Below are 14,226 nucleotides of genomic sequence, written 5' to 3'. Positions count from 1 at the left end.
GGGGAGAGCATGGCACAGATCACCCTGTCGAAGCTGGCGCACAGCTACCACCCGACCCCGAAATCCGAGGCCGATTTCGCGCTGAAGGAGATGGACCACGTCTGGCAGGACGGCGGCGCCTATGCGCTGCTCGGCTCGTCCGGCTGTGGCAAGACCACGCTGCTGAACATCATCTCCGGTCTCGTGCGGCCCTCGCATGGCCGGGTGCTGTTCGGCGAGACCGACATGACCGACGCCCCCACGGCAGAGCGCAACATCGCGCAGGTGTTCCAGTTTCCGGTGGTCTACGACACGATGACCGTGCGCGACAACCTCGCCTTCCCGCTGCGCAACCGTGGCAAGGATGCCGAATACATCAAGCGCCGGGTCGACCATATCGCCGCGATGATCGGCATGGAGCAGCGACTGAACCACAAGGCACGCGGGCTGACCGCGGATGCCAAGCAGAAGATCAGCCTCGGCCGCGGCATGGTGCGCGAGGATGTCAACGCCATCCTCTTCGACGAACCGCTGACGGTGATCGACCCGCACATGAAATGGGAGCTGCGCACCCAGCTGAAATCCCTGCACCGCGACTTCGGCCATACGATGATCTACGTCACCCATGACCAGACCGAGGCGCTGACCTTCGCCGACAAGGTGGTGGTGATGTATGACGGGCGCGTTGTGCAGATGGGCACCCCGCAGGAGCTGTTCGAGACTCCGGCACATACCTTCGTCGGCTATTTCATCGGCTCGCCGGGCATGAACCTGCTCGACGCGACGGTGCAGGGCAGCGAGGCGACGGTGAACGGCGTGCCGGTGCAGCTTGGCGCAAACTACGGCTCGGTCACCGGCCGCGTGCAGATCGGCATCCGCCCCGAGTTCGTCAGCCTGACCGACGAGGAGGGCCTGCCCTTCCGCCTGACTCGGGTCGAGGACGTGGGCCGCCACCGCATCATCCGTGGCGAGGTCTTCGGCAAGCCGATGAACCTCGTCGCCCCTGAGGGCCAGCCTGTCGGCGCGGATGCGCGGGTGCGCTTCGCCTGGCAGATGGTGAACGTCTATTCCGATGACTGGCGCGTGGCGCCGATCGGCGCGAGGGCTGCCTGATGGACAAGACACAGAACAACAAGGCCTGGTTCCTCGTCCTGCCGGTGCTGCTCTTGGTGGCCTTCTCGGCGGTGATCCCGTTGATGACAGTTGTCAACTATTCGCTGCAGGACACCTTCGGCAACAACGAGTTCTTCTGGGCCGGGCTCGAATGGTTCGAGGACGTGCTGCATTCCGACCGCATCCATGCAGCGCTCGGCCGGCAGATCATGTTCACCGCGATCATCCTCGCCATCGAGGTGCCGCTGGGCATCTTCGTCGCGCTGAACATGCCGAAGAAGGGCTTCTGGTCCAGCCTCTGCCTCGTGCTGATGGCGCTGCCGCTCCTGATCCCGTTCAACGTCGTGGGCACCATCTGGCAGATCTTCGGCCGGGTCGACATCGGCCTCCTCGGTCACACGCTGGCTTGGCTCGGCGTCGACTACAACTACACGAGCAACGCGCTGGATGCCTGGCTTACGGTCATCGTGATGGATGTCTGGCACTGGACCTCGCTGGTGGCGCTGCTCTGCTACGCCGGGCTGCAGTCGATCCCCGAGGCCTATTATCAGGCCGCCAAGATCGATCAGGCCAGCCGCTGGAGCGTGTTCCGCTATATCGAGCTCCCCAAGATGCAGGGCGTGCTGCTGATCGCGGTGCTGTTGCGCTTCATGGACAGCTTCATGATCTACACCGAGCCCTTCGTCGTCACCGGGGGCGGGCCGGGCAACTCGACCACCTTCCTGTCGATCGACCTCGTGAAGATGGCCATCGGCCAGTTCGATCTCGGCCCGGCTGCGGCGTTCAGCCTCATCTACTTCCTCGTCATCCTGCTGATCTCATGGGTGTTCTACACCGTGATGACCAACCTCGACAAAAGGGACGGTGTCTGATGCCCCTGCGCGGTTCCGCCTTCGTCATGTTCCTCTATCTCCTGTTCCTCCTGGTGCCGATCTACTGGCTGGTGAACATGAGCCTGAAGACCAATACCGAGATCACCTCGGTCTTCACCCTCTGGCCGCAGGATCTCACCTTCCGCAACTACGCGGTGATCCTGACCGATCCGTCCTGGTACATGGGCTACGTCAATTCGCTGATCTATGTCGTGCTGAACACGGTGATCTCGATCAGCGTCGCCCTGCCCGCGGCCTACGCCTTCTCGCGCTACCGCTTCATGGGCGACAAGCACCTGTTCTTCTGGCTGCTGACCAACCGCATGGCGCCGCCCGCGGTCTTCGCCCTGCCCTTCTTCCAGCTCTATTCCAGCGTGGGCCTGTTCGACACCCATATCGCCGTGGCGCTGGCGCATTGCCTGTTCAACGTGCCGCTCGCGGTCTGGATCCTCGAGGGCTTCATGCGCGGCGTGCCGAAGGAGATCGACGAGACCGCCTATATCGACGGCTATTCCTTCCCGCGCTTCTTCCTGCGCATCTTCCTGCCGCTGATCGCCTCCGGCGTCGGTGTCGCCGCCTTCTTCTGCTTCATGTTCTCCTGGGTGGAGCTGCTGCTCAGCCGCACCCTGACGGCGGTCAACGCCAAGCCCATCGCCGCGATCATGACCCGCACCGTCTCGGCCTCGGGCATGGACTGGGGGGTGCTGGCCGCCGCGGGCGTGCTGACCATCATCCCCGGCGCGCTGGTGATCTACTTCGTCCGCAACTACATCGCCAAGGGCTTCGCCCTGGGGAGGGTCTGACAATGGCTTGGATGGCCTGGACAACACCGACCGCGATCTTCTTCGCCGTCATCGCTTGCCTTCTGCTGGTCTTCACCTTCCTCGCGATCCGCTTTCCCGAAACGCCGCGCGTAGGCCTCCTCCGGATCGAGACGACGCGCGGCGACCGGCTGTTCATCTCGCTTCTGGGCTCGGCCTTCCTCTGCCTCGGCTGGCTCGCCGCCTTCGGCTCTCCCCTCTGGGGCGCGCTGATCTGTTGCCTGATCTATGCCGCAGCGGTGTTCCGCTGGGTCTAGATCGGCATGTCTGACGTATAAAGGTCCAACATCTCTGGGAGGAGACAAGAATGAGACTGCGTTCCACTTCAACGGCCATCGCGCTGGCGATAATGGCCCTCGGCGCGCCCGCCTGGGCGGATATGGAGGCGGCCAAGGCCTTCCTCGACGCCGAGATCGGCGACATGTCCGCGCTGACCCGCGCCGAGCAGGAAGCCGAGATGCAATGGTTCATCGACGCGGCGAAACCCTTCGCCGGGATGGACATCAAGGTGGTGTCGGAAACCATCACCACCCACGAATACGAATCCAAGGTGCTGGCCGCGGCCTTCTCCAAGATCACCGGCATCAACCTGACGCATGACCTGATCGGCGAAGGCGACGTTGTCGAGAAGCTGCAGACGCAGATGCAGTCGGGCGAGAACATCTACGACGCCTATATCAACGACAGCGACCTGATCGGCACCCACTGGCGCTACAAGCAGGCGCGCAACCTGACCGACTGGATGGCCGGCGACGGCGCCGCGGTGACCAACCCCAACCTCGACCTCGAGGATTTCATCGGGCTGAAGTTCACCACCGCCCCGGATGGCAAGCTCTACCAGCTGCCCGACCAGCAGTTCGCCAACCTCTACTGGTTCCGCTACGACTGGTTCAACGACGCCAAGACCAAGGAAGACTTCCAGGCCAAGTATGGCTACGAGCTCGGCGTCCCGCTGAACTGGTCCGCCTACGAGGACATCGCCGAATTCTTCACCGGCCGCGACATGAGCTATGCCGGTGGGCCGACCTCGGTCTTCGGCAACATGGACTACGGCAAGAAGGACCCCTCGCTCGGCTGGCGCTACACCGACGCGTGGATGTCGATGGCCGGCATGGGCGACAAGGGCGAACCGAATGGTCTTCCGGTCGACGAATGGGGCGTGCGGGTGGACGAGAACTCGCGTCCCGTCGGCTCCTGCGTCGCGCGCGGCGGAGCCACCAACGATGCGGCGGCGGTCTATGCCATCACCAAATCGATCGACTGGCTGCAGAAATACGCGCCCCCGGAAGCCGCGGGCATGGTGTTCGGCGAGGCGGGCCCGGTCCCGGCCCAGGGCAACATCGCCCAGCAGATGTTCTGGTACACCGCCTTCACCGCCGACATGGTGAAGCCCGGCCTGCCGGTGATGAACGAGGACGGCACGCCGAAATGGCGCATGGCCCCCTCGCCGCACGGCGCCTATTGGCAGGAAGGCACCAAGGTCGGCTATCAGGACGTGGGCTCCTGGACGCTGATGGAATCGACCCCCGTCGATCGCGCGCAGGCGGCCTGGCTCTATGCCCAGTTCGTCACCTCGAAGACCGTGGACGTGAAGAAGGCCCACACCGGCCTGACCTTCATCCGCGAATCCACCATCCAGCACCAGAGCTTCACCGACCGCGCCCCGCAGCTCGGCGGTCTGGTGGAATTCTACCGCTCCCCGGCACGCGTGGCCTGGTCGCCCACCGGCACCAACATCCCGGACTATCCGAAGATGGCCCAGCTCTGGTGGCAGAACATCGGCGACGCCATGTCGGGCGACAAGACCCCGCAGGAAGCGCTCGACGCGCTCTGCGCCGAGCAGGAGAAGGTGCTCGAGCGTCTGGAGCGTGCCGGCGTGCAGGGCGACATGGGTCCGAAGATGAACGAGGAGAAGGACCCGCAGGAGTGGCTCGACGCCCCCGGCGCGCCGGTGGCGATGCTGGAGAACGAGAAGCCGCAGGGCGAGACCATCAGCTATGACGAGCTGATCAAGTCCTGGCAGTAAGACCTCGAGGGGGGCGGGCTCCGGCCTGCCCCCGTTTCTCCTTGCCCCAAGTACTCCCCCGCCGGAGGCGCCCCGGGCGCACCGCATCCCCTCCCGCGCCCGAATTTTCGCAGAAAATTCGCCCCATCCGGAAGTCCGAGCTCGGGGGGCATCGAGCCCCCGCTCGCCCGGTCTGCCGCGGAGAACACGGAAAATGGTGCACAGACCCTTGGCCGCGGCGCCTCCGGCGGGAGTATTTGGGCCAATAAGAAACCGAGGGACGACCATGAGCCATATCCTTGCCATCGATCAGGGCACGACCTCGTCGCGGGCGATCCTGTTCGACGCCGCGCTGCAGGTCGTGGCCAGCGCGCAGGAGGAGTTTCCGCAGATCTATCCGCAGCCGGGTTGGGTGGAGCATGATCCGGCGGATCTCTGGTCCACCGTCGCCGCCACGGCGCGCTCTGCGGTGGAGCGGGCGCAGCTCGGGGCGGAGGATATCACCGCCATCGGCATCACCAACCAGCGCGAGACGACGCTGGTCTGGGACCGCGAGACCGGGCAGCCGATCTACAATGCCATCGTCTGGCAGGACCGGCGCACCGCCGACACCTGCGAGGCGCTGAAGGCCGCGGGACATGAGCCGCTGATCACCGCCCGCACCGGGCTGTTGCTCGACCCCTATTTCTCCGGCACCAAGCTGAAATGGCTGCTCGACCACGTCGAGGGCGCGCGGGCGCGGGCCGAGGCGGGGCAGCTCTGCTTCGGCACGGTGGACAGTTTCCTAATCTGGAAGCTCACCGGCGGGCGGGCGCATGTGACCGACGCCACCAATGCGGCGCGGACCATGCTCTACGACATCCGCCGCGGTGAATGGGATGCGGAGATCTGCGGTCTGCTCGGCGTGCCGTTGGCGATGCTGCCGGAGGTGAAGGATTGCGCGGCGGAATTCGGCATGGCGCGCGCCGATCTTTTTGGGCGCGAGATCCCGATCCTTGGCGTGGCGGGCGACCAGCAGGCGGCGACCGTGGGCCAAGCTTGTTTCAGCCCGGGCATGATGAAATCGACCTATGGCACCGGTTGTTTCGCCCTGCTCAACACCGGGGCCGAGCGGGTGGAAAGCCGCAACCGGCTGCTGACCACCATCGCCTATCGGCTCGACGGCGAGGTGACCTATGCGCTGGAGGGTTCGATCTTCATCGCCGGCGCGGTGGTGCAATGGCTGCGCGACGGGCTGAAGATCATCCGCGAGGCGAAGGAAACGCAGCCCCTGGCCGAGAGCGCCGATGCGGCGCAGGATGTGGTGCTGGTGCCGGCCTTTACCGGGCTTGGTGCGCCCTACTGGCGGCCCGAGAGCCGGGGGGCGATCTACGGGCTCACCCGCAACTCCGGCCCGGCGGAACTGGCGCGGGCGGCGCTGGAGAGCGTCGGCTACCAGACCCGCGATCTCTTGGAGGCGATGCGGGCCGACTGGGCGGCGGCGGGGCATGCGGCGGCGGAGGGGGTCTTGCGCGTCGATGGCGGGATGAGCGCCTCGGACTGGGCCATGCAGTTCCTCTCGGACATCATCGGTGCGCCGGTTGACCGGCCTGCGGTGCGCGAGACGACGGCGCTGGGGGCGGCTTGGCTGGCGGGGATGCGGGCCGGGATCTATCCCGGCCCCGAGGCCTTCGGCTCCGACTGGGCGCTGGAGCGGCGCTTCGAGCCGGCGATGGACGAGGCGACGCGGCAGGCAAAATATGCCCGCTGGGGCCGCGCCGTGCAGGCGACGATGGCGGTCTGATCAGTCCGCCGTCTCTCCCAGCGTATCGGCCATCCGCGCGCCGCGCTCGCCCATCGGCCGTTCCGGGCCGGTGGTGGTGTCGCGTGCGGTCTGATGTTCCATCTCGGCGTTGATCTCGGCGCCGACGATCAGGATGATGCTGGCGACCCAGATCCAGAGCAGCAGGCCGATCAGCGCGCCGAGCGAGCCATAGGTCGCGCCGTAATCGGCGAAGTTTTCCAGATAGATGGTGAAGGCGATGGAGCTGAGCAGCCAGACCACCGTGGCGATGGCGCTGCCCCAGGTCACCCAGCGCCATTCCGGCGGCTCGCGGTCGGGGGCGTAGCGGTAGAGCATGGTCATGGCGAGCGCCACGATCAGGAGGAGCAGCGGCCAGCGCAGCAGCCAGAGCAGCACCGTGCCAAGCGGGCCGAGGTTCAGCACGGCCAGCGCCGCAGGCACCACGCCGACGGCAAGGATCATCAGGATGCCCAGCGTCATCGCGCCGAGGGTGAAGGTGAAGGAGAGTATCGTCACCCGGACAAAGGAGCGGGTCTCGCGCTCGTCATGGGCAATGTTCATCGCCTCGATGATCGATTTAACCCCGTTGTTGGCGCTCCAGAAGGCGACGGCGAAGGACAGAAGGAAGCCCCAGGTCAGCGATTGCTGCCCGCCCGAGGCGAGGCTGTTGAGCTGGTCGGTCAGCATGGTGAGCCCTTCGGCGGGCAGCACGCCGTGCAGCGCGTCCATCTGCTGGGCGATGCTCGCCGGATCGGCGAAGAGCCCGTAGAGCGAGACGAAGGCGGCGAGCGCGGGGAAGAGCGCGAGCAGCAGATAGAAGGTCACGCCGGCGGCAACCAGCAGCACCCGGTCCTCGCCGATGGCGGCCCAGACCCGCCAGAGAATGTCCTTCCAGCCCTTTGCCGGGAAGTTGCGCGGGGTGTCGGCGTCTCGTCCCCGTCCGGGATCTTCGGCATTGGCTGTAGCCATCGGGCAGTCTCCTTGGTCAGTCGAAGGAACACCCCGTGGCGCGGCAGGTTCCCGCGGGGTCAGCCACGGAACCATATGCAGGCGCGCATGTTGCTTCTGCAACCTCCGAAGGGAGGACAGGCACCCTCACCCCAAGCGGAGGCACCGAATGCAAACCAGACTGTCCATCAATGGCAAGACCTACGAGGTCGACGCCGACGCCCGAACAACATTGCTCGACGCGCTGCGCCACCACATCGGCCTGACCGGCACCAAGAAGGGCTGCGACCACGGGCAATGCGGTGCCTGCACCGTCATCGTCGACGGGCGGCGGGTGAACTCCTGCCTGACGCTCGCCTGCATGCAGGATGGCGCGCGGATCACCACCGTCGAAGGGCTGGGCGAGCCCGGCGCGCTGTCGCCGATGCAGGCGGCCTTCCTCGAGCAGGACGGCTTCCAGTGCGGCTATTGCACCCCCGGCCAGATCTGCTCGGCCACCGCCATGCTGGACGAGATCCGCGCGGGCTGGCCCAGCCATGTCTCGGAAGATCTCGAGGGCCCTGCCCGGCTGAGCGTCGAGGAGATCTCGGAGCGGATGAGCGGCAACCTCTGCCGCTGCGCCTGCTATCCCAACATTGTCGAGGCGATCACCCGTGTCGGCGAGGCCGAGATTGCCGCCGCGAAGGAGGCTGCGGAATGACGCCCTTCGATTACGTCCGGGCCGAGAGCCCGGCCCGCGCCACCTCGCAGGGCAGTGAGCCGGGGACGCAGTTCATCGCGGGCGGCACCAATCTGCTGGACCTGATGAAGCTTCAGATCGTCAACCCGACTCGGCTGGTCGACGTGACCCGGCTGAACCTGGGCGGGATCGACGAGACCGCCGACGGCGGGCTGCGCTTCGGCGCCTTGGTGCGCAACAGCGATCTCGCCGGCGACCCGCGCATCCGGCGCGACTATGCGGTGCTGTCGCGCGCCCTGCTCGCCGGAGCCTCGGGCCAGCTGCGCAACATGGCGACGACCGGCGGCAACCTGTTGCAGCGCACGCGCTGCCCGTATTTCTACGACACAGCGCAGGCCTGCAACAAACGCCAGCCCGGTTCGGGCTGCGCGGCGATCGGCGGCGTCACCCGCAACCATGCAATCCTCGGGGCAAGCGAACACTGCATCGCCACCCATCCGAGCGACATGGCGGTGGCTATGCGTGCGCTCGACGCGACGGTGGAGGTCGAGACGCCCAACGGCACCCGCCGTCTGGTGCCAATGGCCGAGTTCCACCGCCTGCCGGGCGACACGCCGCATATCGAGACGATCCTCTCTCCCGGCGATCTGATCACCGCCGTGCTCCTGCCGCCGCCGCTGCGCGGTCGCCACATCTACTGCAAGGTGCGCGACCGGGCTTCCTACGCCTTCGCGCTGGTCTCGGTCGCCGCCGTGGTGCGGATGGAGGGCGAGACAATGGCCGAGGTTGCGCTGGCCTTCGGCGGGCTGGCGCATCGCCCGTGGCGCGACGCAGGCGTCGAGGCCGCGCTGGTCGACAAGCCCGCGACCCGCGCCAATTTCGAAGCCGCCGCCGATCTGCTGGTCGCCGATGCCGTCGGTCAGGGCGGCAATGAGTTCAAGATCCCCCTCGTTCGCCGCGCACTGATCGCGGTGCTCACCGAGGCAGCGAAAGGCCAGACAGAATGACCGCCCAGCTGAAATTCGACGCCCCCGACGACCGCAACCGCCTGGACGACATGGCGCAGGGCGTGCTCGGCGCGCCCCTGGACCGCAGCGAGGGGCCGCTGAAGGTCTCCGGCCGCGCGGTCTATGCTGCCGAACAGGCGCGCAGCCTGCATGGCAACACCCCGCATGGCACGCCGGCCTATGGCGTGCTGGTGCGGGCCACTGTCTCGAAGGGGCAGGTGCTCTCGCTCGGGCGCGAGGCGGTGCTGGCGATGCCCGGCGTCAGGGCGGTGCTGGCCGATGCGTGCTTCCTGCGCAACCCGGCCCAAGGGACCGCTGGCAAGGCCCCGGTGCAGGGCCCGAGCAAGGTCGCCTATTACGGCCAGCCGATCGCGCTGGTCGTGGCGGATACCTTCGAACAGGCCCGTGACGGGGCGCAGAGCCTCGCCGTGAGCTACTCGGCGCTTGATGGCGCGCTCGACCCCGAGGCGGTGCCGCCGGACCTGCCGGAGAAGAAGCAGAGCGCGCAGGGCGATCTCGACGCGGCCTTCCGCGACGCGGCCTTCAGCATCGACCAGACCTACACCACGCCCTCGATGGCAGCGGCGGCGATGGAGCCGCATTGTGTCATTGCCACTTGGACGGATGGCGAGCTGCTTTGCCACGGCAGCTACCAGATGCCGAACTACAACGTGCCCGAACTGGCGGACTCGCTGGGCGTTCCGGCCGAGAAGGTGCGGATCGTCTCGCCCTACGTTGGCGGCGGTTTCGGCTCCAAGCTGGGCATCGGCCCGGAGGCGGTCGCTGCCGCCTTCGCTGCGCGCGAGCTGGGCTGCACCGTCAGCGTCGCCCTGTCACGCCCGCAGGAGTTCGAGACGATCACCCGCCGCTCGGAAACCCGCCAGCGCGTCCGGCTTGCCGCCGATGCCGAGGGCCGGCTGACCGGGCTCGGCCATGAGGCGCTGGTGTCGAACCTGCCGGGCGAGAGCTTCTCGGAGCCGGTGGCGCAGGCGACGCATTTCACCTACGCCGCTGCGCATCGCCAGATCGTGCACAAGATCGCCCGCGTCAACCTGACCGCCGCCGGATCGGTCCGCGCACCGGGCGAGGCCGTTGGGGTGATGATCTTCGAGGTGGCGATGGACGAGCTGGCCGAGGCCACCGGGATCGACCCGGTCGAGCTGAGGCTGAAGAACATCCCCGAGGCCGACCCCGAGACCGGCAAGCCCTTCTCCTCGAACATGCTGGCCGAGGCGCTGCGCGAAGGCGCCCTGCGCTTCGGCTGGGACAAGCGCCAGCCGGTGCGACAGCGGCGCGAGGGCGAATGGCTGGTCGGCATGGGCATGGCCTCGGCGGTGCGGGTGAACATGCTGGGCGAGGCCAAGGCCCGCGTCACCCTCTCGCCCGGGGGCACGGCCGTGGTCGAGACCAACATGACCGACATCGGCACCGGCACCTACACGATCCTCACCCAGATCGCCGCCGAGATGCTCGGACTGCCGATGGAGGCGGTGACGACCCATCTTGGCGACAGCACCGCGCCCGACGGCCCGGGTTCGGGCGGATCCTGGGGTGCCAGTTCGACCGGCTCGGCGGTGTTTCTCGCCTGCGAGGCGATCCGTGCCCGTATCGCCGGGATGATGGACTGCGAGGAGGAGGATCTGACGCTGAAGGACGGTCAGGCGACCTGCGGCAACGTCACCCGCCCGCTGTCGGAGCTGCTGACCGAAGCGTTGGAGGAGGAAGGCCATCTGAAGCCCGGCAAGGCCGGTGACTCAGTGCGCAACGCCACCTTCGGCGCGCATTTCGCCGAAGTGGCGGTCAACGCCGTCACCGGCGAGGTGCGGGTGCGGCGGATGGAGGGCACCTTCGCCTGCGGTCGCATCCTCAACGCCAAGACGGCGCGCTCGCAATGTCTGGGCGGGATGACCTTCGGCATCGGCATGGCGCTGATGGAGGAGATGATCCACGACGCGCGCGACGGCCACATCGTGAACCACGATCTGGCCGAATACCATGTGCCGACCAATGCCGACGTGCCGCAGCTCAAGGTGCATTTCCTCGACGAGCGCGACGCCTATGGCGGCACGCTGCAGGCCAAGGGCATCGGCGAGCTCGGGATCTGCGGCGCCGGCGGCGCCATCGTCAACGCGATCTACAACGCCTGCGGCGTCCGGGTCCGCGACATGCCGGTGACGCTGGACAAGGTGCTGGAGGGGCTGATGGCGCAGGGCATCGACTGAGCCCCATCCGCCAAGAATGCAAAGGCCGGGGCAACGCCCCGGCCTTTTGCTTTGCGAGAGGTGCCAAAGAGAAGACGGGCAGCATTTCCGAGGTGCTGCCCTTCGCTATCCTTCTCCGACACAGGCAGGGGCTGCTAGACCCCTGCCCCCGGCAAATCCGTCACCTGGGCACCAGCACCGCCACCGGCAAGCGGGCGAAGAGGGCGGCGCCGGTCAGGTCCGTCACCGGCTCGCCGGTCAGGAGATTGAGCCACTCGCCCTCGGCCAGCAGCCGCGTCGCATCGCGGTGCGACCGGCTTGCCGCCGGATGCAGCGCGCAGGCGACCAGCATCCGGTCCTCGCCATGGCGACGCTCGAAGGCGCAGAGGCTGGCCGCCCCCTTGCCTTTGGCCTCGACCGGACGGTAGTCGCCCTCTTGGAACAGCTCCGGCTTGTCGCGGCGCAGGTTCAGAAGTGCCGCCGTCAGCGCCAGCTTCACCGCACCCTGATCCTCGGGGGCCAAGGCGGCGGGTTCGGCCATCACCTCACCCAGCAGCCGTTCGCGCAGCGCGAAATCCACCGGACGGCGGTTGTCGGGGTCGACGAGGCTCTGCTCCCAGAGCTCCGCGCCCTGATAGAGGTCGGGCATCCCCGGCACCGTCAGCTTCAGCGTGGTCTGGATCAGGCTGTTGACCAGCCCATGCGGCGCCACCTCGGCGACGAAGCCGCGGAACGAGCGCAGGAAGGGCGTGTCCGGCGCCTCCAGCGCCCGGGCGATGAAGGCGCAGAGCGCGGTCTCGTACTCCTCGTTGCCGAAGACCCAGCGGGTGTTCACCGCCGCCTCGCGCACCGATTTCATCATCCCCGCCTCGACCCGCTCGCGCAGGCTGGCCAGCGCCTCGGGGCTTGGTGCAGCGGACCAGTCGGCCTCCCAGCCGCCGAAGAGGAGCTGGTAGAAGAAGTACTCCTCGTTGCGGTCGATCGGCTGGTCCTCGGAGGCCAGCAGCTCGTGCCATTCCGCGATCCGCTCGCGCCAGAGGTCGGGATGGCCGCTGAGCGCGGCGATCCGCATCCGCGCATCCTCGCCGCGCTTGGTGTCATGGGTCGAGGTGGTCAGCATGCAGGACGGGTTGCGCGCCGCATTGGCGGCATGGAAGGCCTCGAGCCCCAGCCCGAAATGGCCGGGCTCGCTGCCGACCTCGTTCAGCGCAATCAGCCGGGCGTAGCGGTAGAGCGCGCGGTCCTCGAGGCCCTTGGCCATCACCGGGCCGGTGAACTGCTGCATCCGCATCGTGGTCTTTAGGATGTCGGCCTTCTGTTCGGGATGCTCCTCGGCCAGATCCAGCGTCAGCACCAGCGCGATGAAGTCGAAGATGCCGGGGTCGATCTCGGGCGCGCGCAGCTTGGCGCGCTCCACCGCGGCCGCAACGCGGGCGCGATCCTCTTCGCGGATGCCATCCCGGTCGACATAGGTGCGGTAGACGTCGAGCCCCGCCACCACCTGCGACAGCCCGGCGCGCATCCCGGCCCGGCCGAAGTCGCGGCGGCGCGGATCGTCCTGCGCCAGCGCGAGGAAGCGGTCGGTCAGCGCCTCCAGCTCCGAAGCCATCGGCTGGGCCATGATCTCGAGCTTGGCGGTATGCACAATGTCTTCCGGCGCGGTGGTCTGGCCGGTGAAGGCGGCGTAGATCTCGCTCATCGCCGTCTCGCCCGCCGGGTCGACGATCAGGCCCACCACCTGATTGGCGAATTCATAGCCGGTGGTGCCATCCGTCTGCCAATCCTTCGGCAGCTCCTCGTCGGGGGCGAGGATCTTCTCGACATAGAGCGGGAAGGGTTTGTCGAGCGCATCGCGCAGCCGCAGGCAGTAGCCCTTGGGGTCGATCAGCCCGTCGATATGGTCGATGCGGATACCGTCGACGATCCCCTCCTGCATCAGCGGCAGGATCAGCTGGTGCGTGGCGCGGAACACCTCGGGCTTTTCCACCCGCACCCCGGCCAGATCGCTCATGGTGAAGAAGCGGCGGTAGTTGATCGCGTCGCCGTCCATCGAGAATTTCACCGGGCGCCAGTGCTGCGCCTCGATCAGCGCGTCCATCGCCTTCCAGCTGTCCAGATCGCCAGGTGTCCCGACATAGGAGGCCACGGCCTTCGTCATGTCGGCGTCGCGCAGCCGGGCGCGCAGCTCCTTCCAGACGGGGTTGGTGGGCGCCTCGCCCGCCACCGCCTCATAGGCATCGGCCAGATCGCCGAGACCGCCGCGCCGCAGGATCTCGCCATAGCATTGCGGACAGACCGGCAGCTTGTGGGTGTCATGCGCCCAGATGGCGAAGGCGGCCTTCTCCGGGTCGAATTTCAGCTCCAGATCGCCCGCCGCCAGCACCTCGCCGTAATGGTCGCCGAGGAAGGGCACCAGCACCTTGCCGGAGAGACCGGGGGTATTGCTGTCCCAGTCGATGTCGAACCAGCCCGCCACCGGGCTGAGCGGCCCCCATTCGAGCACCGAGAGCCAGAAGGCGTTGTCGGCCCCACCGACCCCCATGTGGTTCGGCACGAAATCGACGATGAGGCCGATCTCCTTCTCGCGCAGCGTCGCCGCCATGGCGCGAAAGCCCTCCTCGCCCCCGAGCTCGGGGTTGATCAGGCTGTAATGCACGCCGTCATAGCCATGGGTGCTGCCCTCGCGTGCGGCGAGGATCGGCGAGCAGTAGACGTGGCTGATCCCCAGTTCCGACAGGTAGGGAGCAAGCGCGGCCGCATCAGCGAAGGTGAAATCTGCGGTGAACTGGAAACGATAGGTCGCGCGAGGTGTCATCTG

The 14,226-nt window shown here is 67.2% G+C and carries 11 protein-coding genes; 9 read left to right on the top strand and 2 right to left on the bottom strand.

Annotation, left to right across the window (positions count from 1 at the left end; translation table 11 throughout):
• Positions 1-9 precede the first annotated feature (9 nt).
• The 6 genes from AC3A5Z_RS05180 to glpK all read left to right on the top strand — a co-directional run bounded on the left by AC3A5Z_RS05180 (position 10) and on the right by glpK (position 6,573).
• Entirely contained in the window at positions 10-1,092 is a 1,083-nt protein-coding gene (locus AC3A5Z_RS05180) for an ABC transporter ATP-binding protein (protein WP_487518298.1), read from the top strand.
• Positions 1,092-1,964, top strand: a complete 873-nt coding sequence (locus AC3A5Z_RS05175; protein ID WP_107663726.1) for a carbohydrate ABC transporter permease — start codon at positions 1,092-1,094, stop codon at positions 1,962-1,964. Before AC3A5Z_RS05180 ends, AC3A5Z_RS05175 begins: the two co-directional genes overlap by 1 nt.
• Complete coding sequence (locus AC3A5Z_RS05170) at positions 1,964-2,767, top strand: carbohydrate ABC transporter permease (protein WP_487518297.1); 804 nt, start codon at positions 1,964-1,966, stop codon at positions 2,765-2,767. The genes AC3A5Z_RS05175 and AC3A5Z_RS05170 overlap by 1 nt, the downstream gene beginning before the upstream one ends.
• A gap of 2 nt (positions 2,768-2,769) precedes the next feature.
• Positions 2,770-3,042 (top strand): DUF2160 domain-containing protein, encoded by a 273-nt coding sequence (locus AC3A5Z_RS05165; protein ID WP_487518296.1) that lies wholly within the window; start codon positions 2,770-2,772, stop codon positions 3,040-3,042.
• A gap of 50 nt (positions 3,043-3,092) precedes the next feature.
• Positions 3,093-4,811 (top strand): ABC transporter substrate-binding protein, encoded by a 1,719-nt coding sequence (locus tag AC3A5Z_RS05160; RefSeq protein WP_487518295.1) that lies wholly within the window; start codon positions 3,093-3,095, stop codon positions 4,809-4,811.
• 265 nt (positions 4,812-5,076) lie between these two features.
• Positions 5,077-6,573, top strand: coding sequence for a glycerol kinase GlpK (glpK, locus tag AC3A5Z_RS05155; RefSeq protein WP_487518294.1), 1,497 nt, complete (start codon positions 5,077-5,079; stop codon positions 6,571-6,573).
• On the opposite strand, the gene AC3A5Z_RS05150 is transcribed toward glpK, so the two are convergent.
• Complete coding sequence (locus AC3A5Z_RS05150) at positions 6,574-7,542, bottom strand: YihY/virulence factor BrkB family protein (protein WP_487518293.1); 969 nt, start codon at positions 7,540-7,542, stop codon at positions 6,574-6,576.
• A 148-nt stretch (positions 7,543-7,690) separates the two neighbouring features.
• Between AC3A5Z_RS05150 and AC3A5Z_RS05145 the strand changes: the two genes are divergently transcribed.
• The 3 genes from AC3A5Z_RS05145 to AC3A5Z_RS05135 are packed head-to-tail and all read left to right on the top strand — an operon-like array spanning position 7,691 to position 11,429.
• Positions 7,691-8,221 (top strand): 2Fe-2S iron-sulfur cluster-binding protein, encoded by a 531-nt coding sequence (locus tag AC3A5Z_RS05145; protein ID WP_487518292.1) that lies wholly within the window; start codon positions 7,691-7,693, stop codon positions 8,219-8,221.
• Complete coding sequence (locus AC3A5Z_RS05140; protein ID WP_487518291.1) at positions 8,218-9,207, top strand: FAD binding domain-containing protein; 990 nt, start codon at positions 8,218-8,220, stop codon at positions 9,205-9,207. Before AC3A5Z_RS05145 ends, AC3A5Z_RS05140 begins: the two co-directional genes overlap by 4 nt.
• Complete coding sequence (locus AC3A5Z_RS05135; protein ID WP_487518290.1) at positions 9,204-11,429, top strand: xanthine dehydrogenase family protein molybdopterin-binding subunit; 2,226 nt, start codon at positions 9,204-9,206, stop codon at positions 11,427-11,429. Before AC3A5Z_RS05140 ends, AC3A5Z_RS05135 begins: the two co-directional genes overlap by 4 nt.
• Positions 11,430-11,589: 160 nt before the next feature.
• Here the strand turns inward: AC3A5Z_RS05135 and treY are convergent, their stop codons facing one another.
• Positions 11,590-14,223: a malto-oligosyltrehalose synthase gene (gene treY / locus AC3A5Z_RS05130; protein WP_487518289.1), complete on the bottom strand. Its 2,634-nt coding sequence runs from the start codon at positions 14,221-14,223 to the stop codon at positions 11,590-11,592.
• Positions 14,224-14,226: the final 3 nt, after the last annotated feature.

Source organism: Cereibacter sp. Soil_C_27 (assembly GCF_057657095.1).
The sequence above is the reverse complement of the archived record's forward strand: the minus strand, read 5'-3'. Positions and strand labels throughout refer to the sequence as shown.

Bases quoted from the DNA above. Each gene is read 5' to 3' on its own strand.
- AC3A5Z_RS05180 (WP_487518298.1), top strand. From the start codon at position 10: ATGGCACAGATCACCCTGTCGAAGCTGGCGCACAGCTACCACCCGACC.
- AC3A5Z_RS05175 (WP_107663726.1), top strand. From the start codon at position 1,092: ATGGACAAGACACAGAACAACAAGGCCTGGTTCCTCGTCCTGCCGGTG.
- AC3A5Z_RS05170 (WP_487518297.1), top strand. From the start codon at position 1,964: ATGCCCCTGCGCGGTTCCGCCTTCGTCATGTTCCTCTATCTCCTGTTC.
- AC3A5Z_RS05165 (WP_487518296.1), top strand. From the start codon at position 2,770: ATGGCTTGGATGGCCTGGACAACACCGACCGCGATCTTCTTCGCCGTC.
- AC3A5Z_RS05160 (WP_487518295.1), top strand. From the start codon at position 3,093: ATGAGACTGCGTTCCACTTCAACGGCCATCGCGCTGGCGATAATGGCC.
- glpK (WP_487518294.1), top strand. From the start codon at position 5,077: ATGAGCCATATCCTTGCCATCGATCAGGGCACGACCTCGTCGCGGGCG.
- AC3A5Z_RS05150 (WP_487518293.1), bottom strand. From the start codon at position 7,542: ATGGCTACAGCCAATGCCGAAGATCCCGGACGGGGACGAGACGCCGAC.
- AC3A5Z_RS05145 (WP_487518292.1), top strand. From the start codon at position 7,691: ATGCAAACCAGACTGTCCATCAATGGCAAGACCTACGAGGTCGACGCC.
- AC3A5Z_RS05140 (WP_487518291.1), top strand. From the start codon at position 8,218: ATGACGCCCTTCGATTACGTCCGGGCCGAGAGCCCGGCCCGCGCCACC.
- AC3A5Z_RS05135 (WP_487518290.1), top strand. From the start codon at position 9,204: ATGACCGCCCAGCTGAAATTCGACGCCCCCGACGACCGCAACCGCCTG.
- treY (WP_487518289.1), bottom strand. From the start codon at position 14,223: ATGACACCTCGCGCGACCTATCGTTTCCAGTTCACCGCAGATTTCACC.